At 69.1% G+C, this 24,795-nt stretch carries 17 protein-coding genes; 10 read left to right on the top strand and 7 right to left on the bottom strand.

The genetic code is table 11. The annotated features are described in order from the left end of the window. Window positions 1–275: 275 nt before the first annotated feature. From ACQPXM_RS20260 to ACQPXM_RS20240, 5 genes are read left to right on the top strand one after another with little or no spacing between them, the layout of a single operon-like run. Window positions 276–2,726 carry a DNA gyrase/topoisomerase IV subunit A gene (locus ACQPXM_RS20260; RefSeq protein ID WP_432950865.1) on the top strand — a complete coding sequence of 817 codons (2,451 nt, stop codon included), beginning with the start codon at window positions 276–278 and terminating at the stop codon, window positions 2,724–2,726. Window positions 2,727–2,730: 4 nt separating this feature from the next. Beyond that, window positions 2,731–3,435, top strand: coding sequence for an LppX_LprAFG lipoprotein (locus tag ACQPXM_RS20255; RefSeq protein WP_432950863.1), 705 nt, complete (start codon window positions 2,731–2,733; stop codon window positions 3,433–3,435). Continuing rightward, window positions 3,432–5,102, top strand: coding sequence for an MFS transporter (locus tag ACQPXM_RS20250; RefSeq protein ID WP_432950861.1), 1,671 nt, complete (start codon window positions 3,432–3,434; stop codon window positions 5,100–5,102). Before ACQPXM_RS20255 ends, ACQPXM_RS20250 begins: the two co-directional genes overlap by 4 nt. Before the next feature lie 46 nt (window positions 5,103–5,148). Continuing rightward, window positions 5,149–6,084, top strand: a complete 936-nt coding sequence (locus ACQPXM_RS20245) for a sucrase ferredoxin (protein WP_432950859.1) — start codon at window positions 5,149–5,151, stop codon at window positions 6,082–6,084. Then, on the top strand, window positions 6,081–6,599 hold the full coding sequence (locus ACQPXM_RS20240) for a beta-class carbonic anhydrase (RefSeq protein ID WP_432950857.1): 519 nt from the start codon (window positions 6,081–6,083) through the stop codon (window positions 6,597–6,599). Before ACQPXM_RS20245 ends, ACQPXM_RS20240 begins: the two co-directional genes overlap by 4 nt. On the opposite strand, the gene ACQPXM_RS20235 is transcribed toward ACQPXM_RS20240, so the two are convergent. Then, window positions 6,596–7,450: a carbonic anhydrase gene (locus ACQPXM_RS20235; RefSeq protein ID WP_432950856.1), complete on the bottom strand. Its 855-nt coding sequence runs from the start codon at window positions 7,448–7,450 to the stop codon at window positions 6,596–6,598. The two genes, ACQPXM_RS20240 and ACQPXM_RS20235, sit on opposite strands and share 4 nt — an antisense overlap. A 132-nt stretch (window positions 7,451–7,582) precedes the next feature. Here ACQPXM_RS20235 and ACQPXM_RS20230 point away from each other — a divergent pair, with 132 nt between their 5' ends. Together ACQPXM_RS20230 and ACQPXM_RS20225 are read left to right on the top strand one after the other, a co-directional pair. Further along, a complete protein-coding gene (locus ACQPXM_RS20230) occupies window positions 7,583–8,902 on the top strand; it encodes a hypothetical protein (RefSeq protein WP_432950854.1) in 1,320 nt (439 codons plus the stop codon). Between the two features lie 153 nt (window positions 8,903–9,055). Continuing rightward, on the top strand, window positions 9,056–12,028 hold the full coding sequence (locus ACQPXM_RS20225; RefSeq protein WP_432950852.1) for a M36 family metallopeptidase: 2,973 nt from the start codon (window positions 9,056–9,058) through the stop codon (window positions 12,026–12,028). A gap of 37 nt (window positions 12,029–12,065) precedes the next feature. On the opposite strand, the gene ACQPXM_RS20220 is transcribed toward ACQPXM_RS20225, so the two are convergent. The 4 genes from ACQPXM_RS20220 to ACQPXM_RS20205 form a co-directional block, all read right to left on the bottom strand. Beyond that, window positions 12,066–13,274: a GNAT family N-acetyltransferase gene (locus tag ACQPXM_RS20220; RefSeq protein WP_432950850.1), complete on the bottom strand. Its 1,209-nt coding sequence runs from the start codon at window positions 13,272–13,274 to the stop codon at window positions 12,066–12,068. A gap of 442 nt (window positions 13,275–13,716) precedes the next feature. Continuing rightward, window positions 13,717–14,391, bottom strand: coding sequence for a hypothetical protein (locus ACQPXM_RS20215; RefSeq protein ID WP_432950849.1), 675 nt, complete (start codon window positions 14,389–14,391; stop codon window positions 13,717–13,719). Window positions 14,392–14,503: 112 nt separating this feature from the next. Beyond that, the gene (locus tag ACQPXM_RS20210) at window positions 14,504–16,747 is read right to left on the bottom strand and encodes a protein kinase domain-containing protein (RefSeq protein ID WP_432950847.1); all 2,244 of its coding nucleotides are present in this window, start codon (window positions 16,745–16,747) and stop codon (window positions 14,504–14,506) included. A gap of 290 nt (window positions 16,748–17,037) precedes the next feature. Further along, the gene (locus tag ACQPXM_RS20205) at window positions 17,038–19,122 is read right to left on the bottom strand and encodes a DNA gyrase/topoisomerase IV subunit B (protein ID WP_432950845.1); all 2,085 of its coding nucleotides are present in this window, start codon (window positions 19,120–19,122) and stop codon (window positions 17,038–17,040) included. Window positions 19,123–19,589: 467 nt separating this feature from the next. Here ACQPXM_RS20205 and ACQPXM_RS20200 point away from each other — a divergent pair, with 467 nt between their 5' ends. Then, window positions 19,590–19,829, top strand: a complete 240-nt coding sequence (locus tag ACQPXM_RS20200) for a DUF7455 domain-containing protein (protein ID WP_237771393.1) — start codon at window positions 19,590–19,592, stop codon at window positions 19,827–19,829. 112 nt (window positions 19,830–19,941) lie between these two features. Here ACQPXM_RS20200 and ACQPXM_RS20195 read toward each other — a convergent pair whose 3' ends face one another. After that, complete coding sequence (locus ACQPXM_RS20195) at window positions 19,942–21,417, bottom strand: PLP-dependent aminotransferase family protein (RefSeq protein ID WP_432950843.1); 1,476 nt, start codon at window positions 21,415–21,417, stop codon at window positions 19,942–19,944. Window positions 21,418–21,503: 86 nt separating this feature from the next. Here ACQPXM_RS20195 and ACQPXM_RS20190 point away from each other — a divergent pair, with 86 nt between their 5' ends. After that, window positions 21,504–22,136, top strand: a complete 633-nt coding sequence (locus tag ACQPXM_RS20190) for a LysE family translocator (protein ID WP_432950841.1) — start codon at window positions 21,504–21,506, stop codon at window positions 22,134–22,136. A gap of 31 nt (window positions 22,137–22,167) precedes the next feature. Here the strand turns inward: ACQPXM_RS20190 and ACQPXM_RS20185 are convergent, their stop codons facing one another. Next, a complete protein-coding gene (locus ACQPXM_RS20185; protein WP_432950839.1) occupies window positions 22,168–24,177 on the bottom strand; it encodes an amylo-alpha-1,6-glucosidase in 2,010 nt (669 codons plus the stop codon). 42 nt (window positions 24,178–24,219) lie between these two features. Here ACQPXM_RS20185 and ACQPXM_RS20180 point away from each other — a divergent pair, with 42 nt between their 5' ends. Further along, window positions 24,220–24,705, top strand: coding sequence for a DUF456 domain-containing protein (locus tag ACQPXM_RS20180; protein ID WP_432950837.1), 486 nt, complete (start codon window positions 24,220–24,222; stop codon window positions 24,703–24,705). The last annotated feature ends 90 nt before the right edge of the window (window positions 24,706–24,795 follow it).

The following is a 24,795-nucleotide window of genomic DNA, read 5'->3' as shown; positions in this document are numbered from 1 at the left end:
CGCGGCGCACCTGACACCCCGTGTGCGCGCCGCGGCCCATCCGGGTGCGCAGGCACGCGACACAGGCGTTCGGACCCGCGAGTCCACATGCTCGCGGAGTCCCCGGCCCGGACACATCGGCGGGCCGGCGCCGGTTGTCCGTACGGCGTCGTAGGGTTGGCGCGATTGGGCCGGGTCGCTGCCGCGCATCGTGGGGGCGACCGGGGACAATGGCGCTGCCGCCCGACCGCCGCGGCGCGTAACAGCCGGCATCACCGAGGAGTACACAGACCCGCATGGCACGCCGTTCCAGCACCACCGCCGAACCGGAGGACTTCGAGGAGCGCATCCTCGACGTCGACGTCTCCGACGAGATGCGCACCAGCTTCCTGGAGTACGCCTACTCGGTGATCTACTCCCGGGCGCTGCCGGACGCCCGGGACGGCCTGAAGCCGGTGCAGCGGCGGATCCTGTTCTCGATGGCGGAGAACAACATCCGCCCCGACCGCGGGCACGTGAAGTCGGCCCGCGTCGTCGGTGAGGTGATGGGTAAGTACCACCCGCACGGTGACGGCGCGATCTACGACGCCCTGGTCCGGACCGCGCAACCGTGGTCGATGCGGGTCCCGCTGATCGACGGCCACGGAAACTTCGGCTCTCTCGACGACGGCCCGGCCGCGATGCGTTACACCGAGTGCCGGATGGCGCCCTCGGCGCTGGCGATGACCGACGGCCTGGACGAGGACGTCGTCGACTTCAAACCGAACTACGACGGCCGCGAGGAAGAGCCGTCGGTGCTGCCGGCCGCCTTCCCCAACCTGCTGGTCAACGGCGCCGCCGGGATCGCGGTCGGGATGGCGACCAACATGGCGCCGCACAACCTGGTCGAGGTGATCCAGGCGCTGCGGCACCTGATCAAGCACCCGAACGCCGGCCTCGACGACCTGATGCGGTTCATTCCCGGCCCGGACCTGCCCACCGGCGGCAAGATCGTCGGCCTGGAAGGCATCAAGGACGCCTATGCCGCCGGCCGCGGCAGCTTCAAGATGCGGGCCACCGCCCGGATCGAGAACGTCACCCCGCGGCGCAAGGGCATCGTGGTCACCGAGCTGCCGTACACGGTCGGCCCGGAGAAGGTGATCGAGAAGATCAAGACCCTGGTCCAGGCCAAGAAGCTGCAGGGCATCGCCGACGTCAAGGACCTGACCGACCGCAGCCACGGCACCCGGCTGGTGATCGAGGTCAAGAACGGCTTCGTGCCCGAGGCGCTGCTGGAGCAGCTGTACAAGCTGACCCCGCTGGAGGACTCGTTCTCCATCAACGCGGTCTGCCTGGTCGACGGCCAGCCCCGCACGCTCGGCCTGCGCGAGCTGCTCGACGTCTACCTGCAGCACCGCTTCGACGTGACCCGGCGGCGCAGCGAGTTCCGCCGCAAGAAGGCGCAGGACCGGCTGCACATCGTCGACGGCCTGCTGATCGCGATCCTGGACATCGACGAGGTGATCCAGATCATCCGCACCAGCGACGACGCGAGCGCCGCGCGGAGCCGGCTGATCGACATCTACGACCTGTCCGAGGTCCAGGCCAACTACATCCTCGACATGCCGCTGCGCCGGCTGACCAAGTTCAGCAAGCTGGAGCTGGAGTCGGAGAAGGCCGAGCTCGAGCGTGAGATCGAGAAGCTGACCGCGATCCTCGAGGACGAGACGCTGCTGCGCAAGATCGTCTCCGAGGAACTGGCCGAGATCGCCAAGACCTACGGGACCCCGCGCCGGACGGTCCTGCTGGAGTCCTCCGGCGCGGCCAAGACCGCCGCCGTACCGCTCGAGGTCACCGACGACCCGTGCTGGGTGCTGATGAGCTCGACCGGTCTGCTGGCCCGGACCAACGGCGTCGAGCCGTTCGGGCCAGGTGACAGCCGGGCCAAGCACGACGCGATCGTCTCGGCGATCAAGAGCACCGCCCGCGGCCAGTACGGCCTGGTCACCAGCGCCGGCCGGCTGATCCGGCTGGAGTCGCTCGACCTCCCCGCCGTCCCGACGACGGCCAGCGCGCCGAACCTCCAGGGCGGCGCGCCGATCGCCGAGTTCGTCGAGCTGGAGCCGGGAGAGCGCGCTCTCGCGCTGACCACGCTGGACCCGGATTCCGTCGGCCTGGCTGTCGGTACGGCGACCGGAGTGGTCAAGCGCGTCGTACCGGACCACCTGAGCAACCGCGACTCGTGGGAGGTCATCCGGCTCGCCGACGGCGACGAGGTGGTCGGCGCGGTCGAACTGGCGACCGGCGAGGAGGAGCTCTGCTTCATCGCCAGCGACGCGCAGTTGCTGCACTTCAACGCCTCGGTCGTCCGTCCCCAGGGTCGTACGGCGGGCGGCATGGCCGGGATCCGGCTGTCGGCCGGAGCGAAGGTCGTCTACTTCGGCGCGGTCGACGCCGGCCGCGAGGCACACGTCGTCACGATCGCCGGCTCCTCCTCGGCCCTGCCCGGCACGGAGGTCGGCGCGGTCAAGGTGACGCCGTTCAGCGAGTACCCGGCCAAGGGCCGTGGCACCGGTGGCGTGCGCTGCCAGCGACTGCTCAAGGGCGAGGACGGGCTGCTGTTCGGCTTCGTCGGCACGGCGCCGGTGAAGGCCAGCGCGACCAGCGGCGCGCCGGTGGACCTGCCGCCGATCGACCCGCGGCGCGACGGTTCCGGCGTACCGGTGGCGCAGCCGATCGCGGCCTGCGCCCCGGACCTGGCAGGCTGAGGTCATGAACAGACTGGTCGCGGTCGGCGCGGTGCTGGTGCTCGCCCTGACCGGCTGCACGGACAACAAGGACAGCGACGGAGACGGCAAGAGGGGCGACGACCCGGTCGCCCTGCTGACCGAGGTCAAGAAGACGATCGACGAAGCGACCAGCGTGCACGTCGTCCTGGCCGGCCGTGACCTGCCGGACACCGCCCAGACGCTGGCCAACGGGGACGGCGTCGCGACCCACGCGCCGGCGTTCAAGGGCAAGCTGACCGTGCGCGCGGCCGGGTCGCCGATCGACGCCGAGGTGGTCGCGGTCGGCGGCAAGGTCTACGCCAAGCTGCCGTTCACGCCGAAGTTCATCGAGCTGCCGCCGGAGCAGCTGGCCGGTCTCGGCGCGCCCGACCCGGCGATTCTGCTCGACCCCGACAAGGGCGTCACCTCGGTGCTGCCGACGCTGAAGGACCCGGCGATCAAGGGCGAGACGCGGGACGGCTCGAAGGTGCTGACCGAGGTCACCGGCGCGGTCCAGGGCAAGACGCTGCAGGGCATCTTCCCCAAGGCACCGGCCAACCAGGACTTCCCGAGCACGTTCAAGATCGACAAGGACACCAAGCAGTTGGTGTCGGCAACGATCACCGGCCCGTTCTACGACGGCGCGACCAGTAGCTACGACCTGACCCTGGACCGGTACGGCGAGCAGGTCGAGATCACCAAGCCGTGACGGACGCCACCGCGGTGGGCAGCGCGCGGGCTCGGCTGAGTCTCGCCTCGATCGCGGTCGCGTTCGCCGCGGCCGACACCTACGTGGTCGTGCTGGCACTGCCGGACATGATGGCGGGCGTCGGGCTGTCCGCGGACCAGCTGCAACGGGCCGCGCCGATCGTGTCCGGCTTCCTGCTCGGCTACATCGCGGTCCTGCCCCTGATCGGGCGGCTCACCGACGTCGTCGGCCGTACGCCGGTCCTGGTCGGCGCGCTCCTGCTGTTCGCCGTCGGCTCGCTGATCACCGCCGCGGCGTACGACCTCTCACTCGTCGTCACCGGCCGTTTCCTGCAAGGCATCGGCGGTGGCGGACTCGTCCCGGCGACGCTCGCGCTCGTCGCCGATCTCTGGCCACCTGACCGACGCGGACTTCCGCTCGGCGTGGTCGGCGCCGTTCAGGAGCTCGGTTCGGTTCTCGGCCCGCTGCTCGGCGCCGCCGTACTGGCTGTCGCGGACTGGCGCTGGATCTTCTGGCTCAACCTGATCGTCGCGGTCGTTCTCGCAGTCCTGCTGCGGGGCCGGCAACGACCACCGCTGTCAGCGGCCGTCGGGTTGCTTGCCTGCATCGTGCTCGGGCTCACGTTGACCGCGCCAGAACGACTGGCGACCGGTGTGACGCTCGGCCTGCCGTTCGTGCCCTTCACCGGCGAGTCCAGGCTGCTCACCCCGATCGGCCTGGTCACCGCCCTCCTGCTGATCGCCTGGGTTGTACTCCTCCTCAGGAAGACGAATCTCCGCGCGCTGGCCCAGATCGACCTGACCGGCGCACTCCTGCTCGCCCTGGCCCTGGCCGGCGTCGTACTGGCCTTCGCCACTGCCGACCCCGAGCGTGAGGTCCTCTCCCCCGCCGGCCCGTGGCTCCTCATCGGAGCCGCCGTCTTCGCGATCGCCTTCGCACTCTGGCAGCGCCGTACGCCGCGCGCGATCGTCCCCGTCGGCCTGCTCCGCGACAAGGCTGCCTGGGGATCCCTCGTGGTGAGCTTCCTCGTCGGCGCCGCACTGATCGCCGCACTCGTCGACATCCCGGTCTTCGCCCGTACCACGCAAGGCGGCGGCCAGCTCGCCGCCGCGCTCGTCCTGCTCCGGTTCCTGATCGCGCTGCCGATCGGCGCTGTCGTCGGCGGCTGGCTGACCCGCCGCTACGGCCTCGGCCTGATCACCGCCGCGGGGCTGGCGCTGGCCGGCGCGATGTTCGCACTGATGGCATTCTGGGGCCGCGACGCGCTCGACACCGCGCCCGCGACGCTCGTGCTGCTCGGCTGCGGATTCGGGTTCGGCCTCGCGCTGTCGCCGGTCAACACGGCGATGCTCGGGGCCACCCCGCAGGACAGCCACGGACTCGTCAGCGCACTGGTCGTCGTCGCCCGGATGGTGGGGATGCTGGTCGGCGTCTCGGCCCTGACCGCGATCGGCCTGCGCCGGTACTACGCGCTGGCCGCGGACGTCCCCTCGCCGAACGAGCTGTGCCCGGCCAATCCCGGCACCTGCCGTCCGTTTGTCGACGCGCTGCGCGAAGCGGCGATTTCACAACTGCACACGATCTTCGCCGGGGCGGCGGTCTGCGCGTTCGCGGCCGCCGTCCTGGCGGTGCTGCTGCTGGGAGGGCGACGCGCTGTCCACGGGTGACGACCGTCATGGGGAACCGGTCCCGGCTCGCGTACCGTTGAGCAATGTGAGTGCACCCTTACTCGGTCGGCCGGAGCTCTGCTCGACGATCTGCCGGGAACTGGACGAACCGATGCCCGGCACGGCTGTGATGGCCGCCGGGTGGGTTGTGGTCGAGCAGCCCGGCCCGTGGGGTGCCAAGGCGCCCACCCAGAGTCACCTGGATCCCGAGTTCGGCCGCCGGATCGACGGCGCGTGCAAGAAGGCGGACCTGCGGTTCGGATTGATCCGCAGCCCCGGCAAGCATGCGGACGCCGTACCACGCGCTCATCAGGTGTACGTCGCCAGCACCGCCCCGGGCCGGACCTGGCTGCTCGGTGGCTGCGTCGACGACCCGGCCAAGCTCGACGCGCTCGATCTGGACGCGGTCAACCGCGGCGATCTCGACGCGGCGCGGGCTTCGCTGCCCGAGCTCTCACCCGTCACGCAGTCCGTCCTGCTCGTCTGCACCAACGGCAAGCGTGACGAGTGCTGCGCGCTGCTCGGCCGGCCGATCGTGGCCGGTCTGGCTACCCGCTTCCCCGGGCGGGTCTGGGAATCGAACCACCTGAGCGGTCACCGATTCTCCCCGACCGCTACGCTGCTGCCCGCGGGGATGATGCACGGTCGCCTGACAGTGTCGTCGGCGACCGCCGTACTGGATGCCGCGGACCGCGGCGAAACCGTGCTGGAGTCGCTGCGTGGACGGTCCGCCTGGACCAAGCGCGGCCAAGTCGCCGAGATCGCGGTGCGGCACCTCACTGGCGAGGTGGCGCTGGACGTGCTCGGTGTCGTCGCGGAAGACCTCGACACCGTCACCGTCGCGCACCGCGACGGCCGGACCTGGCTGGTCCCGGTGGCGAGCGAACCCGCTGATCCTCCCCGCCCGGAGTCCTGTGGAAAGGAGCCTTACGACATGTCGATCCTGCGTGCCGGCACCGTAGTTCCGGGTGGTACCCGATGAGTGCCGACGTCTCCCCACCGATCACCGGCTTCGAGGACCTGCTCGCGGCCAACGCCGAGTACGCCGACCACTTCGCCTACAGCGGCTTCGACGGCATCGCCCACGCCGGGGTCGGCGTGGTGACCTGCATGGACTCGCGGATCCCTCCGCTGGAGATGCTCGGGCTGAAGCCCGGTGACGCGAAGGTGCTGCGCAGCGCGGGCGGCCGGGTCACCGAACTGACGATGACCGGGCTGGTGCTCGGTGTCCACCTGCTCGGCGTCCGGCGGATCATGGTGATCCCGCACACCCGCTGCGCGATGGCCTCGATGACCGAGGACGAGATGCGCGCCAAGGTCGAGAAGGCGGCCGGCCAGTCGGCGGCGTACCTGCCGCTGAACGTCATTCCCGACCAGCTCGAAGCCCTGCGCCGCGACGTCGCCGGCGTCCGCGAGCACCCGCTGATCAGCGACGACGTGCTCGTCGGCGGTTTCATGTACGACGTCGACACCGGCCGCCTGACCCAGATCGTCTAAAGAACGACCACCTTGCCGGTGTCGAGCTCGTAGTAGGCGCCGACCAGCTTCACCTTGCCGGACTTCTCCAGCGGACCGAGCACCGGGGACTTCCGCAGTTGCGCGAGGACGTGCTGGACGTTGGCCTGGACGGCGTTCTCCAACCTGTCCCCCGGCCGGCCGGCCACCTGCCGGACAGCCGGGGACAGCGTGTCCACCAGGTAGCCGATCTTGCCTTCGTGCGCGCCGGTGCGATGGGTGTCGATCGCCTTGATCGTCGCGTCGATCGCGCCGCAGCGCTGGTGCCCGAGCACCATCAGCAACGGTGTGTGCAGCTCGGCGACCCCGAACTCCAGGCTTCCGGTCACCGAGTGGTCCAGCGCCTCGCCCGCGCTGCGCACGACCACCAGATCCCCGAGCCCGCGGTCGAAGACCAGCTCGATCGGGACGCGTGAGTCGACGCAGCCGATCACGGTCGCGAACGGTTGCTGACTCTTGCTGACAGCAACCCTGCGGTCCAGGCCCTCGTCGATCGGTTCGGTGCGGTTGGCAACGAACCGTTCGTTGCCCTCCAGCAGGCGCCGTAGTGCTTGGTCGCCGGTGACGACGGGCGGTTCGGCCGGTGGAGCCGCGTCCGGCTGCCTCGATTGACCGCTGGTCGGTCCGGCCGAGGTCGAGCCGTCCGTCGTCGGGCCGGCCGAGGTGGGACCGGCCGCCGTCGGGTCGGCGCCGGAGTCCTGGCACGAGGTCAGGACCGCGGCGCCCAAGCCGGCGCTGAGGGTTGCGCCGACCGCGGTGGTCAGGAGCCGGCGGCGAGTGGGACGCGGGCCTCCAGCGGAGGCCGGCGGGCCGGGCGGGGGCGGAATGCTCACAGGAGTTTCTCCTCACGGGGCTGCGGGTGGGGCGACGCCGCCTTCCGAAAGTAGCGCATTGCATACTGTCTGCAATACCGCGACAGCCCAGGAACTCCGGCCGGACCGGCCGGAACCTGATAGGAACTCCTTATGAGACTCCGCCCAAGCTCTCTTTCCCGCTCGCTGCTCGTCGGCGCCCTGGCGCTGAGCACCGTCCTCACCGCCACCCCCGCGCCGGCCGCCGTCGCCGTCGACCGCCCTGGCCAACCGCTCGACCGGCACGGCTCCTGCTTCGACCCCGCCGTCACCGGCACCGTCGAGGAACAACGCCTCGACAACGGCATCGCCGGCGGTCCGTCGGTTCCCGCGCAGATCCTGGCCCGGTCCGGCTTCGACAAGCAGGTCAGCCTGTTCAGCCACCTGCTCTGCGCGGCGCCGAACAAACTGGTCGCCCGGCTCGTCGTCCGCGCCCAGGCCGAAGCGCTCTGGCGTACGGCGACCCATCGCGCCCAGCACCCGCAGACCGCGCCGGCGTTGCCCGCCACCGACGACCGCGGTCTGTACTGGGCCCGCATCTCGATGGCCCTGGCACTGCGCCAGTGGCAGCCGTCGTTCAGCCTCAGTACGGCGGACCGCGCCGAGCTGATCCGAAGCCTGGAGTACTCCTCGCGCGGCATCACCAGCACCCGGTTCTCGCCAGGCGTCCGCAAGATCCTGGTCACCGGGTTCGACCCGTTCACGCTGGACGCGGACATCCGGATCGGCAACCCCTCCGGCGCGAACGCGCTCTCCCTGGACGGGCAGCGCTGGCGGGTCGGCGGTACGACGTACGAGATCCAGACGGTGGTCTTCCCGGTCCGGTACACCGACTTCGACGAGAACATGGTCGAGAACGCGCTCGCCCCGCATTACCGGCCGGGCCCGCAGCACGCCGACCTGGTGATGACCGCGAGCCAGGGCCGGGTCGGGATCTTCGACCTCGAGGTGTTCAACGGCCGCCGCCGCTCGGTCAGCTCGATCGGTGACAACAACAACCTGTGGGGCGGCGGCACGATCAACGCGCCGGTCGTCTCTCCGAGCATGCCGCCGGGACCGGAGTGGCTGACCACCAGCCTGCCAACCGCCCGGATGTCGCAGGCCGACGTCACACCGTTCCGCACCCGCGTGAACACGTCGGTGCTCGAGATCCCCGCCGGCGAAACCCTCCCGGTCCGCCGGCCCCTCGGCCCCACCGAAGGCTCGATCGCCTCCGAAGGCGCCGGCGGCGGTTACCTCTCCAACGAGGTCGCCTACCGCAACACCCTGCAACGCGACCTGCTGGATCCCCTGATGCCGGCCGGCCACCTGCACGTCCCGGTCCTGCAATTCGACGTCGCGAACAAGACCGAGATCACCGACCCGACGTACGAGGCCAACCGCGACGCCATCGTCGAAGGCGCCCACAAGATGCTCCGCAGGGCGCTGGGCTGACCGCCTGAGGCGCGGGCGGCTGCTGCGAGGGAATCGCGCGGGAACAGAACGAAACTCTCAGTGCTCTGCTGGTGACAGCGGGGCATATCCCCGCGACGATGGCCTTCGCCCCACCGGCGCGCCGCCCGGCGCCCTGCGGAGAGGAACGCGACCATGCCACGACCAACACTCCGAGGGCCAGGGGCCCTCCTCGCCTTCGCCGGCCTGATCGCGGCGATGTCCGGCACCGGTACGGCCGCCGGCGCCGATCAGCCGGACCCGGGATCACTCGCCCGGCCCATGTCCCAGTCCGCCGGCGCCTCCGTGGCTGACCCGACCGGAGGGACCACCCGGGACGCCGACTACCGCACCGGGAGCTCCGCGCCGACGACCAGTCAGCGCCAGCAGGCCGCACGGACCGCGACCGGCGTCCGGTGGAACCGGTTCGGCACTCCCGCGACGCTGGTGCCCGCTCCGGCCGCGCAACCCAAAGCGGCCGCCTCGGCCGACCCCGTGCAGGTCGCTCGCGACTACCTCACCCGCAACGCCGAGTTGTTCCGGGTGTCGGCCGACGCGGTCCGGGCGATGGACGTGCAGCTGAAGCAGCCGATGGGCAAGGGCTCGATCGTTATGCTCCGCCAGCGCTTCGGATCGCTGCCGGCCGCCAACGAAGGACTTGTCTCGCTCGGAATCAGCGCCGGCCAGGTGGTGTACGTGTCGTCCACCCTCAGTCCGGAAGCATCCACCCAACCCGCACCAGCCACCCTCAGCGAGGCCGACGCGCTGGCCGCCGCGGCAGCGAACGCGGACGTCTCCGTCGACCAGCTGGCCATCTCGCGGGTCCGGCTGGCCGCCTTGCCGATGCCGTCGGGTGGTGCGCGGACGGCGTACCAGGTCGTGCTGATCGGCAAGGAGAAGGCGCACCCCACCGCGTTCACCACGTATGTGGATGCCCGGTCCGGTGAGGTGCTGCTGCGGGAGGACCTGGCCGACCAGCACTCCGACAATCCCGAGTGGGACGTGTTCCCGGCCAATCCGCCCGCTGACTACTCCACCAACGACACCCGCGTCACCTGGTGCCTGATCCAGCGACCGGGCTGCGAGCGTGCCGTCAGTGCGGCCGGCTCCGGTATCGCCTGGGACGTCGATCCGGCGACGGGCGCGCCCAGCCAGACGTCGTCCGGCAACCAGGCGCGCACGACCGAGAAGTGGGACCTGCTCACCAACAACTCCGTCGGGACCCGGACGTCGACCCCCAGCCCGACCCGCGACTACACCTACCCGTGGACCAATCAGTGGTACGAGAACCGCTGTGACCCGGACGTCTTCGCCACCGCGCGGCAGAACGACATCGACGCGGCGATCGCCAACCTGTTCGCCGGCCACAACCGGATGCACGACTGGTCCTACCACCTCGGGTTCACCGAGCGGACCTGGAACCTGCAGACGGCCAACGGCACCGCCGGGGGCCTCGGCAACGATCCCGAACTCGGCAACGCCCAGGCCGGCGGCCGGGCCGGTGGCGCGCCGCCGGAGTTCGCGTCCCGCAACAACGCCAACCAGATCACGCCGCCGGACGGAGTCCCGGCGATCACCAACATGTTCCTGTGGCAGCCGGTGGCCGGGGCGTTCTACGCGCCCTGCGTCGACGGCGACTACGACATGTCGGTGATCGGGCACGAGTACGCGCACGCGATCAGCGGCCGGCTGATCGGTGGTCCCGACCGCGGCTGGTCCGGCGACCAGGCCGGGGCGATGAACGAGTCGCACTCCGACCTGTTCGCGATGGAGTACCTGTACGGCTACGGGTTCCGGCCGCGCGGCAACACGCCGTACGTCGTCGGCGGCTACGCCACCGGGGATCTGGTCACCGGCATCCGCAACTACGACATGAGCAAGAGCCCGCTCAATTACAGCAACGTCGCCTACGACCTGGTCGGCGAGCAGGTCCACGCGGACGGTGAGATCTGGAGTGCGACCAGCTTCGACGTCCGCCAGGCCCTGATCGACCGCTACGGAATCGGTACGCCGGCCCAGCAGCGCGCCTGCGCGGACGGCAAGGTCCCGGTGGAAAGCTGCCCGGGCAACCGGCGCTGGGTGCAGCTGGAGTTCGACGCGCTCCTGCTGTCCGCCGACCCCGCGGTCAGCATGGTCGATCTGCGCAACGCGATGCTGGCGGCCGACCAGATCAGGTTCGGTGGGGTCAACGCGCCGCTGCTGTGGACGGCGTTCGCCCAGCACGGCCTCGGCCGCGACGCGAGCAGCGCCGGGCCGAACGACGAGAATCCGGTGCCGAGCTTCGCCTCGCCGTACGGGCGGAACGCGACCGTCCGGATCGCCGCCGCCGGCCAGGCCTCCGGGCGCCCGATCAAGCTGTACGTCGGCGAGTACGAAGGACGGTCGATGCCGATCGCCGACACCGACCCGGCCACACCGCTGCCGGACACCGCTGAGATCGCCCCCGGCAGCTACAGCTTCATCGCGGCCGGCGAAGGCTTCGGGAGCAAGTCGTTCAGCCTGCGACTGGGATCCGGTCAGCAGCGCACACTGCCGCTGGTGCTGCAACGCAACCTGGCTTCCGGTTCGTCGGGAGCGACAGCGACCGGCGACGGCGTCAACCTGGACCGGCTGATCGACGACACCGAGGCGACCAACTGGGCGTCGGTGGGATCACCCGTCCAGGGCAAGGCCGTCACCGTCGATCTGGCCGGCGACCGGGCCACGCTGGTCAGCCGGATCCAGGTCAGCGCCCTGCTCCGGCCCCAGGTCGCGACGGACCCCGACCCGATCGCGCAGAACCGGTTCACCGCGCTGCGCCGCTTCGAGGTGCTGTCCTGCAACACCGGCACCGGGTCGGACTGCGCCGACGACGCCGACTACCGATCGGTCTACACCAGCCCGTCCGACGCGTTCCCGGCCAACGCGCCGCGGCCGACCGCGCCGGACCTGAAGCTGCGGTCGTTCCGGATCCGGCCGACCGTCGCGACTCACCTGCGCCTGCGGGTGCTGACCAACCAGTGCACCGGCGGGCCGGCGTACGCGGGGAGCCAGCACGACGACCCGCGCTCGACCAGCGACTGCACCACCGGTAACCCGGCCGTCGCCCAGCAGGTCCGGATCGCCGAACTGCAGGCGTTCACGGTCTGACCTCGCCCTGACGCGGGTGCACCCACGGGCACCCGCGTCAGTCGGCGAGGATCAGCTCGAACGCTTCCAGCACCGACTCCACCTGGTGATCGGCCGTCGGCCCGTCGTGGTCGCTGCCCACCTGGATCGTGCGCAGGCCGGCGTTGATGCCGCCGAGGATGTCGTAGGCCGGGTGGTCGCCGACCATCCAGCCGCCTTCGAGGCGGGCGCCGGTCTGCTCGGCGGCGATCGCGAGGATCTGACGGTCGGGCTTGCGAACGCCGGCGCTCTCCGAGATGCACGCGTAGTCGACGGCGGCGCCGACGCCGGTGTGGTCGAGTTTCAGCTGCTGCTGGACGACGCCGCCGTTGGTGACGACCGCGACCCGCCAGCCGGCTTCGCGGAGCCTGGCGATCCCGTCGAGCACCTCGGGCTCGACCGAGGTGAACGGCGGGTGCTCGCGGTCGTACTCGGCGACCAGCTCCTCAACGGATCGGTCGACCCCGAACGCCTTCACACCGGCGAACAGCTCCTCGCGCGGCCTGAACCCACCGTGGTCCTCGGCCAGCAACCACGCCAGCGCGTCCGCGCCCAGGCCCTCCTTCTCGACCCACCACTCGGCCCACGCCCGGAACGCGCCGTTGCGATCGATCAACGTGTTGTCGAGATCGAAAGCCACCAGCCGTGGCAGCTTCGGCGGCCGGGCGAGGGACAACCGCTCCGTCCACACCGGCTTGCGAAGCTCGTACTCCACCTCGCCGTACTCGGCGCCCGGCTCGTCGTGGGACGAAGGGAACGCCCGGGCGAACGACATCCCGAGCGATGCCATCGTCGCCCGCGATCCGATGTTCACCGTCAACGTCTGCGCGAAGATCCGGTCCAGCCCGACCTCGTCGAAGCCGTACCGCAGCAGTTCCCGCGACCCCTCGGTCGCGTAGCCACGCCCCCAGCGATCGCGCAGCAGCCGATACCCGAGCTCGGCCTCGCCGGGCACCTTCGGCTGATCCGGCCCGTACGGCGGCCGCAGCAGCCACCACCCGACGAACCCGTCGTCGTCGAACCCGACCCAGAACCCGAGCCCCGGATTCTTGCGCGCGTCCTCGAGCCGCAGCCGGTGCGCGGCCTCGACCTGTTCGCGCGGCCGCGCCCGGCCCCCCAGGTACCGCATCACCTCGGCATCGGAGTCGAGCAGAACCTCCCACTCCAGGTGCTCGTCGCCCAACGGCACCAACTCCAGCCGCGCGGTCCGCAAGTTCGGTTGCTCCATGCCCCGATCCTCGCACCCCACCTCACTGAGGATGCAGATCTGGCACAAATGCCTACAGAGAACCGGCGCGATCCTGGGGGTGATGCGCTGGAAATCGCACCGGGACCTATGCGCAGCGAACCGCCGGTGCTGGCGGAGCGTTAATCAATCCCACGTGCGCCAGGCGCACACGAGTAATGGAGTGGGCGCGTGTGATGCCGATGTCTGCTGGGCAGAACACCAGTGACGCTTGCTGATAACGGATCCCTCCAGCAACGTCGCGGTCGCTTGCCTGCACTGAGTGCGTACAACTACGGGCCCGGACACACAGAAAGCTGTCCAATCGAGTTCGTCGAGCCGGCTGATCGGTATCCGTCAGGCCTCGACCTCGACGCATTACCGGATCGCCGTACTCGGCGCCCTCAGATCGACTCGACCGGCTCCTCCGAACCGATGCCGACGGTTACGAGCTGGTTGCCGGCTCTTCGTAGATGGCACGGATCCGTTCGGCAAGTAGCCGCTGCGCCTCGTCGACGAGCACCACCGCGGCGAGGAGTTCGCTCTCAGCGACAGAGACCGGACGCTCTCTCGATCCGAGACGGGCCACCGCAGATGTGAACTCGTCGACCTTGTCTCGCGCTGCGTTGTCCATCACCAAACCCACGAGAGACTGAACGCGGCTGTTGGTCTCGAACAGCGCAGCGTCAATCTCTGATGGCAGAAGCGTGGTCGGCATCGTTGCTGCTCCAGTCTCCCGGGCCTTCATGAAGTCGAAATGGTGTGCTCTCCCTGCGGCACGCGCGAGGTCTGCAAGTGCAGCCTTGAGTTCGATCAATGTCTGCAACTCGAAGGTACGACGCTCGAGGTTGCGAGTGATGCTCAGCGCGTCTTGGCGTTCCTCCTTGGCGATGCGACGGGCACGATTGCCCTGGGCAGCTTCTGTGACCAGGGTTCCGACGTAGCCGAGAACGAGAGTCAGAACCGGCAGGATGGCGTTCCACCAACTCATCGCTTCTGCCTCCTGGATGCGTGATGCAAGCTTCACCGCGGTGTCGGCCGAGGTGGTGATGCCTCGGACGAGCGACACTATCGGCATGCGGTTCGACGACACGCATCGCAATGCCGTGGGTACCGCCAAGCACCGAATCTGCCGCCATGGACGTGTCCCTGCCCTGGCCCAGTTGTTGTGACTTTGAAGGGAGTCGGCGCGGCCGCGTGTTCCGATGTCGGCGTCGAGGAATGCCTTTGGACTACTCAGCCGCCTCGATAGCCTCGACCTCGGCCAAGAAGAGAGCGGTCACCTCGTACGGACTCAAAACGGACTCGGCGTCTACAGTGACGATCCGGCCGCCGACGCGTCCTTCTGCGGCCTGTCGGTAGTACTTCTCGACCACTTCGCCCGCGGCTCCGCCGCGGCCATCGCTCAACGCTTCGCCCACACGCGCCGACTTGCGGTCGTCAGGTGCCGCCTGATCATTACGCAGAAGCCTCAACAATTTCCAGGTGATCTGGCCGCCTGAGTCTTCAATCGCAACAATATTGGCAACCAAACTCTTGACGCCCTCGTCTCTAGTCTCAACCCACACCGAGCCAATCAGTAGCGCCGAACAGCGCAGGTCGGCAGGTTCCGCGACGCTGAACCGAAGTCGTCGCCCTGCTGTCGACAAGATCCACGTGTCCTGCTCAAAGAGGGCTTGAACGTGCGGGACAGCGTCGTCGAAGACGGCACGCACTTCATCGAAGAAGCGCTCGAAGACTCTCCTAGCCGCATCAGCCGCGGCATGACGAGTCGCCACGGCCTGCTCCTTCTCGACCAACACCGCACTGCGTTCCTCACTGCGCTCGCGCATCTCGATGAGGCGTTGCCGTAGTTCGCCCTGGGCGCCCCTGGCTGCAGGCTCCGCGCTGTCAGCCTCATCCCTGACTGAGTCATTGAGACTCGACACACCGCGAGCGCGACGCTCCATGTTGCTGAGGCGTTCGGCGACCCAAAGTGCATCAGGACGCCCACGCGGGTCTTTCGACAGTGAGTGGCGGACCACGTCGGCATAGCTCTCACCAAATGCCTTCAGCGGACCAAGATCAGCTTGTTTGGAGCGATGCTGACCGACGACATCAACACCTGTGAACGGCGGCTGCCCGGTGGCGAGGGCGTACATGACACAGCCGAAGGAATACACGTCGGATCTCTCACTCGCATCTTCCCCGCGGGTCACCTCCGGCGCTGCGTAGGCGGCTGTAATGACTCCCTGAAGGGTGTAAGTACTTGTGAGCTCGGACATGAGACGCGCGGTACCGAGGTCCGTCCACTTCCATCGCCCATCGTGGTGCAAGGCATTCGGCGGTTTGATGTCGCGATGGAGTACGCCTCGCACGTGAAGCTCCAGCAGACCGTTCGCAAGCTCGAGTGCACAGCGCACCGTGGCCGCCGGTGAGCGGTGAATGTTCGTCGACAGGTACTGGTCCAGCGATTGTTGCGCCCGGGGGTAGACATACACCAGTTCGTCGGTTCCCAGGGCCTGGTCGAGCAGCATCAACACGCCCTCGGCACCTGCGGCACGCAAGTATTCGGCGACGACACGTTCCCGTTCACTCGTCCGCGCGTCGCGGTACCACCTCGTGGTGTCGAAGCCTCTCAACGAGATCCGTTTGATGGCGACTTCCTGACCGTCCGGATCGTGCCCAAGGTAGACCCTCCCTTGGCCCCCGTGGCCGAGCTCTTCTTGTGGGAACACACGATAAGTCGTACCGCTCTCCGCGAGGATCTCCTCGAACGGTTGTGTCGGTCCGACTGCATCGACCTCCGGCGAGCCGGGCCTGGCGGCTGATGCTGCATGCATTGGCAGGGCGAGAGTCACATCCGGCTCCGTACTCAGGAGTTTTCCCGGAGCGCTGGGCCCACCGATCGCGACGCGGTCGTCGTGTCGGTCGTTGAGCACACGTTCTATTTCGGTTCTCGAGAGATCGCGCAGCACGCGCACCTGACGACGAGACGCACTGATCTGCCAGTCGGAGGTACCGACCCCGCCGATGCTGTTAGTGAGGGAGCCGTTGGCCTGCCAGAACGCGGAGTGGCGCGCCAGCAGTTGGTCACGGCCGGCAGCTGGAAGTTGAAGGTTCTGGCTCAAGTCTTGAGGCGTGAAACTGATGTCTCCGGCTCTGGATCGTGTCTGTTGAGCAACCCAGGCGACTGCATCAAGGAAGATGCCAAGATCTTCTGCGGCGGCAGGCCACGCCGCAAGACCGCGGATGCTGAGTCCGACGGTCGTTGTGTCCTGTGGTTCGGTCTCGCTAATTGCCCAGAGGTAGCGCCGATCGATCTCGCTGACGATGGCCCACGGATTGGCGATGTCGAAGGAAAAGTCCACCTCCTGGTCGACTTGACTCCAGGTCGGCCACGATGAGGTTGCGGTCAGCAGCCGGTAGATGACCCCGATGATGTCGAGCTGCCGGGCGCTCAGGGGATCGTCGGTACCTGTGTGATCGTCAGACACTTCGTCTCTCCCCTTACATCACTGCAGAGTGCTGCAGCACTAGGTGGACCTTAAGGGATCAGACTGCGGTCCCTTCGCGGGAAAGTGTTCCCAACCCGATACCTTGGTCTGCCGGATATCCGCGAGACCTCAGGCCGTCCGCGTCGTAAACCCTGTTGCTCCAACCTGCGATCCACGCACTGACCCCGAGCCCATTGCCCGCCGACCGATCAAGCACCAACCAACACTCCGCGCTTGGACCAGCATCGCCCCCGCGTCCTCGTCGGACGCGGGGGCGATGTGTGCGTGTCTCACACGTCGATGCGGTTCTCGTCCAGCTCGTAGGCGCCCTGGACGATGAACTCCTTGCGCGGGGCCACGTCGTTGCCCATCAGCAGGTCGAACACGTTCGCGGCGGCCTCGCCGTCGTCCACGGTGATCCGGCGCAGCGTGCGGTGCCGCGGGTCCATCGTGGTTTCGGCCAGCTGGTCGGCGTCCATCTCACCCAGACCCTTGTAACGCTGCGGGGGCTCCTTCCAGCGGACGCCCTTTTTCATCAGCTCGGCCGACTTCCGCTGGTACTCGGCGTCGCTGTAGGTGTAGAGGTACTTGTCCTGCCCCTTCTTCGGGTTCGTCAGCTCGAAGCGGTGCAGCGGCGGGACGGCGGTGTAGACCCGGCCGGCGTCGACCAGCGGGCGCATGTAGCGGAAGAACAGCGTCGCCAGCAGACAGCGGATGTGCGCGCCGTCGGAGTCGGCGTCGGCCATGAAGATGATCTTGCCGTAACGCGCCTGCTCGAGGTCGAAGGTCCGCCCGGAGCCGGCCCCGACCACCTGGATGATCGAGGCGCACTCGGCGTTCTTCAGCATGTCGCCGACCGACGCCTTCTGCACGTTCAGGATCTTGCCCCGGATCGGCAGCAGCGCCTGGAACTCCGAGCTGCGGGCCAGTTTCGCCGTACCGAGCGCGGAGTCACCCTCGACGATGAACAGCTCGGAGCGGTCCACGTCGTTGCTGCGGCAGTCGGCCAGCTTCGCCGGCAGCGCCGACGACTCCAGCGCGGTCTTGCGCCGCTGCAGCTCGCGGTGCTGCCGGGCCGCGACCCGGGTCCGCGAGGCGGCGACGACCTTCTCCAGGACGGCGCGCGCCTGGGCCTTGGCCGTGCCCTTCGTCGCGGTGAGGAACTTCTCCAGCTCGGTCTGGACCACCTTCGCGACGATGCGCGACGCGGCCGGCGTCCCGAGCACCTCCTTGGTCTGGCCGTCGAACTGCGGCTCGGCCAGCCGGACGGTGACCACCGAGGTCAGACCCTCGAGCACGTCGTCCTTGATGATCTCCTCGCCGCTCTTCAGCAGCCGGGTGCCGGTCAGGACGCCGGTGAACACCTTCGACAGCGCGCGCTCGAAGCCGGCCACGTGGGTGCCGCCCTTCGGCGTGGCCACGATGTTCACGAACGAGCGGACCTCGGTCTCGTACCCGTCGCCCCAGCGGACCGCGATGTCGACGTCCAGGTCGCGCTCGACGTCGGTCGGCGTCATGTGCCCGGCGTCGTCGAGCATCGGCACGGTCTCGGTGAAGTGGCCGGTTCCGGTCAGCCGGACGACGTCGGTGACCGGCTGGTCGGTGGCCAGGAACTCGCAGAACTCGCTGATCCCGCCGTCGTGCTTGAACGACTCCTCGCTCGGCTCGTCGCCGCGCTCGTCGCGGATCACCAACTCCAGGCCGGGCACCAGGAACGAGGTCTGCCGCGCGCGGGTGACCAGCTCGTCGTAGTTGAAGGCCGCGTCCCGGGTGAAGACCTGCCGGTCGGCCCAGTACCGGATCCGGGTACCGGTGACGCCCTTCTTGGCCCGGCCCGCCTTGCGCAGCCCGACGGCCGGGGTGAAGGGCGCGTCCGCGCCGTCACCGTCGAACTCGCCGGCCACCCCGCGCCGGAACGACGTGGTCCAGACCGTGCCCCCGCGGTCCACCTCGACGTCCAGGCGCGCGGACAGCGCGTTCACCACCGAGGCGCCGACACCGTGCAGGCCACCGGAGGCGTTGTAGGACCCGCCGCCGAACTTGCCGCCGGCGTGCAGCTTGGTGAAGACCACCTCGACGCCGCTCAGCTTGGTCTTCGGCTCGATGTCGACCGGGATGCCGCGGGCCTTGTCCCGGACCTCGACCGAGCCGTCCTTGTGCAGCACGACGTCGATCCGGTCGCCGTGGCCGGCCAGGGCTTCGTCGACGGCGTTGTCGATGATCTCCCACAGGCAGTGCATCAGGCCGCGGCTGTCGGTCGAGCCGATGTACATGCCCGGCCGCTTGCGGACCGCCTCCAGTCCCTCGAGCACGAGCAGGTTGCGGGCGTTGTACGTCGGATCGAGCTCGGTACTGCGAGGCGTCGGCGCGGCCACTGGGCTCCTTCACTGGTTCACAAACAGACATCCGTACGACGACTCGGCCGCCGTACGAGTGACAGCCTACGAGGCGCCACCCCCAAACCCCGGCAGGAGGTGGCCGTGGCCGATTTGGGTTGTCGGGCAGGATGGCGGGGTACCGATTCGGCACACCACAACTGAACAGCATCAGCACTGACGAACAGCCAGATAGATGTTTCGGCAGATATCGATCCGGACTCGATCGCTGGGAAATTCCGACACTCCGGATGTCAGCACACAGTGAGCATCCAGTGGCGCACAGTGAAAGAGGACACGCCCGACACCCGCCGGAAACAACAGATCGCCCGAATCCGAAACGATTCCCCGTCAATATGCGTCATAAGGGAACAGGTGGTTCGTCTCACATTCGGACACGCTGCACCTACCGGGAAGCGATCCGCATGTCAGGATGTTGCTATCTGGTGAGTACGGAACTAGATGAGATGAGGCCTCAAGTGACTACAGCACTCGCCCCGAGTTCGACCCTGTCGGCTGCGGACCGTTGTGACCGCTGCGGCGCGCAGGCCTACGTTCGTGTCACCCTGACCAGCGGTGGGGAGCTTCTGTTCTGCGCCCACCACAGCCGGGAGCACGCGGAGAAACTGCGCAACATCGCTATCACCATCCACGACGAGACGGGCCGGCTCGACGCCACCCCGGTCGCCGCGGAAGAGGAGCGGTAACCCCAGGCCTCGTAGGCGCCAACGACGGCGCAGACCCCCACGAACTTCTACCGATGGCGGTCCCCCGGACAGGGTGGCCGCCATCCGTCATGTCCGGGCGGTGTCGGACATCTCACACCATCGGTACGCCGGGCTCCGGCCCGTGCCGGCGAAACTCCCGCCAGGCCCGGGCGAGCCGGTCGACCGCGTCGGCCAGCACGTCCGGTGCGTAGGCGAACGGCAGCCGCAGGTAGTTGTCGTGATCACCGGTCGGATCCATGGCGTGTCCGGCAACGATCTCGACCCCGTGCCGCAAGGCGATCTGCGCGAACACTCGCGCGTCAGTGTCCGGCAGCCGCACCCACAACGCCGAACCGCCGGCCGGTTCCTCCCACTCCCACTCGGGCAGCCGGTCGCGGAGCAGTTCGCCGATGTGCGCGCGGCGTCCGGTGGCCAGCCGGGCGCGTTCGGCGGTGACGTCGGCCAGGCGCGGCAGCAGCCGTGCGGTGAGCGCCTGGTCGATCACCGGACTGCCCAGATCGGCGAGCGCCTTGTGCCGCGCGAGCCGGTCGGCCAACGGCCGCGGCGCGCGGATCCAGCCGATCCGCAATCCGCCCCAGACCGCTTTCGAGACCGAGCCGATCGACAGAATTTCCGCCGTACCGGGCGCGAACGCGGCCAGTGGCGGCGGAATTTCCGGTCCGGCCGGATCACCGGCGGAATATGCGTTGTCCTCGACCACCACCACGCCGTACGACGCGGCGATTTCGGCGACCTGGCGACGCCGTGCCGGTGACATCAATCGGCCGGTCGGGTTGTGGAACGTGGGCATCACGAACAACATCGCCGGCTGGTGCTCCTTCAGAGCGGCGGTGAGCAGGTCGGGCCGGATGCCGGCGTCGTCCAGAGGTACGCCGACCACCCGTCCGCCCGCGGCGCCGAACAGGTCGAAGCAGCCGGGCCAACTCGGTTTCTCGATCACGACCGCCGCGCCGGTGCGCAAGTACATCTGCGTAACCAGCGCGATCGCCTGGTGCGCGCCGCTGGTGACGACGATCTCGTCCGGACTGGTCGGCAGCCCGGCCTGCTCGAAGTGCTCGGCGATCCTCGCTCGCAGCGGCTCGATGCCGCGCGGGTGGTAGCCGACGTCGCGGAGCAGCTCGGGCAGGTCCGTGCGAGCCAGGTCCTCCACCTCGGCGGCGAGGTCCGGGATGCCGGGGTCGACCGCGTACGTCATCGAGATCACGTCGCCCGGCCCGACCGTGATCCGGTGGAACAGCGACTCGCCGTACCCGAGCGGCATGCGCTTGTCGGCGGTCGAGCGTCCCCGGCTCGCGGCCCGGGCGACCGTCGTACCACTGCCGCGGCGGCTCTCGACCAGTCCGCGGGCGCGCAGTTCGTCGTACGCCGCGACGACCGTGCTGCGGCTGACCGCGAGCGCCTCCGCGAGCCGTCGCTCGGCCGGGAGCTTGGCGCCGACCGGCAGCTCGGTCGAGCCCATCAGCGCGGCGAGCGCGTCGGCCAGGCGCCGGTACAGGCCGCCGGAACCTCCGGTCAGCCGGCGCCCGATCAGGTCGGCCAGGACAGCGGGATCTCCGGAACGGTCCACTTCTCCTCGGATTGGCTCGGGTGGACTGGATGTCGAGCGGCCAGGCTAGTGCCGAAGGCAGTCCAGTTGAAGAGGTGAGGGTGGTCATGGGGATCGGGCAGCTGCTCGGGTTCGTCGGCGCGACGGTGGTTCTGGTCGGGATGCCGGGGCCGAACAACATCTACATCTCGCTGCGCAGCCTGACCCAGGGCCGGCGGGCCGGAGTGGTGTCGGCGTTCGCGATCGAGACCGGGTCGGTGGTCTACATCCTGGTCACGGCACTCGGGCTGGTCGCCGTGCTCGAGGCGTCGCCCGAGTTGTTCACGGTGATCTCGCTGGCCGGCGCGGCGTACCTGGCCTTCCTCGGCGTGAAGACCCTGCGAGCGACCGGCAGTTCCTCCGGGCAGGGGGCGCTGCGCACCGAACCGCTGGGACGCGTCTTTCGCGCCGGTGTGCTGGTGAACCTGCTCAATCCGAAGGCGGCGCTGTTCTTCCTCGCCTTCCTCCCCCAGTTCACCAGCCGTGACGCCGGCTCGGCCCAGGTGCGCACCGAGATGCTGCTGCTCGGCCTCGCGGTCCTGGTGATCGGGCTGGCGCTCGACCTGTGCTACGCCGTCGGCGCCGACGCGATCGGCCGGCGCTTCCGCTCACCGCGCAGCACCCGGATCCAGCGCTATCTGGCGGGCGGAAGTTACCTGGCCGTCGCTGTTGTCGCGGCTCTGACCGCGACGGTGCACTGAACCTCCAGCTCAGGTCGAGGCTTCGGGCCGTCTAGCTCAGGGTGAGGTTGCCGTCCGTGTACTCGACCGTCAGCGTTCGCTCCCCGAGCCGGACACCGTCGATCCGCAGCGAGCGCCACGGGAAGTCGGCGGCCGGGGTGATGTCGAGCGTGCCCGCCGGGACGTTCGGCTCGATGCCGAGCGCCGCGATGACGACTGCGATCGCTGAGGCCGCGGCCCAAGCTTGCGGGCGGCACGACAGCGGGTACGGCGTCGGAGTGCTCTCCGCCCCCACACCAGCTCCGCCGTACAGCTCCGGGAGCCGGTAGCCGAACGACTCCGCGGCCTCGACCAAGCCGCGCGTGTACGTCGTGGCGACGGTCGCCTGGCGGGCGGCGTACAAGCCCTGGACGGCCATCGCTGTGTCGTGCGGCCAGACGCTGCCGGTGTGATAACCGAGCGGGTTGAAGCCGGTCATCTCGGTCGTCAGCGTGCGGAGTCCGAAACCGCTGTCCAGCTGCTTGTCGCCGAGCAGGGTGGCGACGGCCGCTTCCTCGTCGGCGTCGAGCAGTCCGGTCCCGAGGAGGTGACCCAGGTTGGACGATGGGCCGGCGACCGGGCGCTTGTCGCCGTCGAGCGCGATCGCCGGATAGCCGTCGACCCAGAACTTCTCCCGGAACCTGGTCTTCAGCTCCGCCGCCCAGGCCCGCCACTCGTCGGCGCCGTCGAGGCCGAAGGAGCTCAGGATCTCTGCACCCGCGAGCGCGGCGGCGTACGCGTAACCCTGGACCTCGCACAGTGCGATCGGCGCGGTCGCGATTGTGCCGTCGGGCCATTGGACGGAGTCGCTGGAGTCTTTCCAGCCCTGGTTGGCCAAGCCGTGTCCGGACTCGTCGATGTACTCGAGGAAGCCGTCGCCATCGGGGTCGGCGTACTCCTTGATCCAGGTGAGCGCTCTCTGCAGGTTCGGCAGCAGGGCGCGGACCTCGTCGGTGGGCATGCCCCAGCGCCAGGCCTTGTGCAGCGTGGTGATCCACAGCTGGGTGGCGTCGTGCGTCCCGTAGTACGCCGCCGGCAGGACGAGGCCGTTGCCGTGGTCGGCGACCTCGGCGCGCAACTCGTGCGGGATCTTGCCCGGCTGCTCGGCCGCGTCGGTGTCCACCTTGGTGCCCTGCCACTGCGCCAGCGCGCGCAGCGTCCCGGCCGCGAGCTCGGGATCGACCGGGATCAGCATCCCCGACGAGATCAGCGAGTCGCGGCCGAACAGCGTCAGGTACCAGGGCGGGCCCGCGCCGAGATAGCGCTCTCTGCCCGTTCCCAGCTGCAGCGCGGCGACGTCGTCCAGGGATCGCCGGATCCACCGCTCGACCCGCGAGTCGTCACAGGACACCGCGATCTCGCCGTACGCCGGACGCTGCTCGGGCGGCTTGATCTCGAAGCCGCTGGCCGGCGGGAAGACGGCGCTGATCCGGAGTGTGACCGTGGACTCGTCACCGGGCTCGACCTGCAGCCGCCACTGCATGCCGTCGGCGGTGAGAGACGGCTCGGGATCGGAGAGAGCGCTCACTCGCGTTCCCGCGGCGTTCTCCCAGTGCAGGGTCGTGCCGTCGGCGATCGGGTCGAGCGCGGGAAGACTCGCGGCTGCCTCGCTGCGCACCTCGGCGGTCCCCGCGAGATCGGTGCCTAGGGCAACCTTCAGCGTGCACTCGATGGTCCGGTGGGAGGTGTTGACCAGGGTGATCCGCTCGATCAGGCCCTTGCCGTCGACCGTGCGGGTCCGCCGCAGCCGGACCGTCGGATCGTGCCCGCCGTCGCCCAGGCCTTCCACCACCGCACCGAACACCGTGACCCCGAGCGGGTGCGGCCTCCCGTCCCGGGGCGACTCGTCGACGTGCACCGCGAGCGGCTCCCGCCCGTCGACCGTGACCAGCAACCGGGACAGGATCCGGCGGTCCTGGGCATAGACGCCTTCGGCTCCGGTGCCGGTGAGCTGACCCGAGCGGGGCGACAGCACCACCCAGGGAGCCGAGAGCGTGGTGATCAGTTCGTGCAGCGCAGCCATGCGTCCACACTAAGCCGCCGCTTTTCCGGCACAGTGGTGGGTGTGAACAGTGTTGCGACACTCCTGGTCGGCGTGGCGATCTTCGTCGGCATCATCGGCATCGTGGTCCCGATCCTGCCCGGGGCGCTGCTGAGCCTGGCGGCGATCCTGGTCTGGGCGCTGGAGGAGCAGAGCGCGACCGGCTGGGTCGTGCTGGCCGCGGCCGTGGTGCTGATCGGTGCGAGCCAGGTGGTCAAGTACGTCGTACCGGAACGCCGGCTGCGCGAGTCCGGCGTGCCCCGGCGGTCGATGTTCGTCGGGGTGCTGCTCGGGATCGTCGGGTTCTTCGTGATCCCGGTGGTCGGCATGTTCGTCGGGTTCCCGCTCGGGGTCTACCTGTCGGAGCGGCAGCGGCTCGGCACGCACCCGCTGGCCTGGACCTCGACCAAGCACGCGCTGCGAGCGACCGGCCTGTCGATCCTGATCGAGTTCATCGGGACGGCGCTGGCCGCGGCCGTCTGGCTGGGCGCGGTCCTGTTCGTGGTCTGATTGCCAGGATTTTGCCAGCTTCGCGGAAGGCTCGTCTCAGGTCGGCGTCGCAGGGTGGGACGACCAGTACCAGGTGAAGGCCTGGTACGT

The sequence above is a fragment of the Kribbella sp. CA-253562 genome (assembly GCF_050942265.1).
In the GTDB taxonomy this organism is placed as follows: domain Bacteria; phylum Actinomycetota; class Actinomycetes; order Propionibacteriales; family Kribbellaceae; genus Kribbella.
This window is presented reverse-complemented; position numbering and strand designations above follow the sequence as displayed.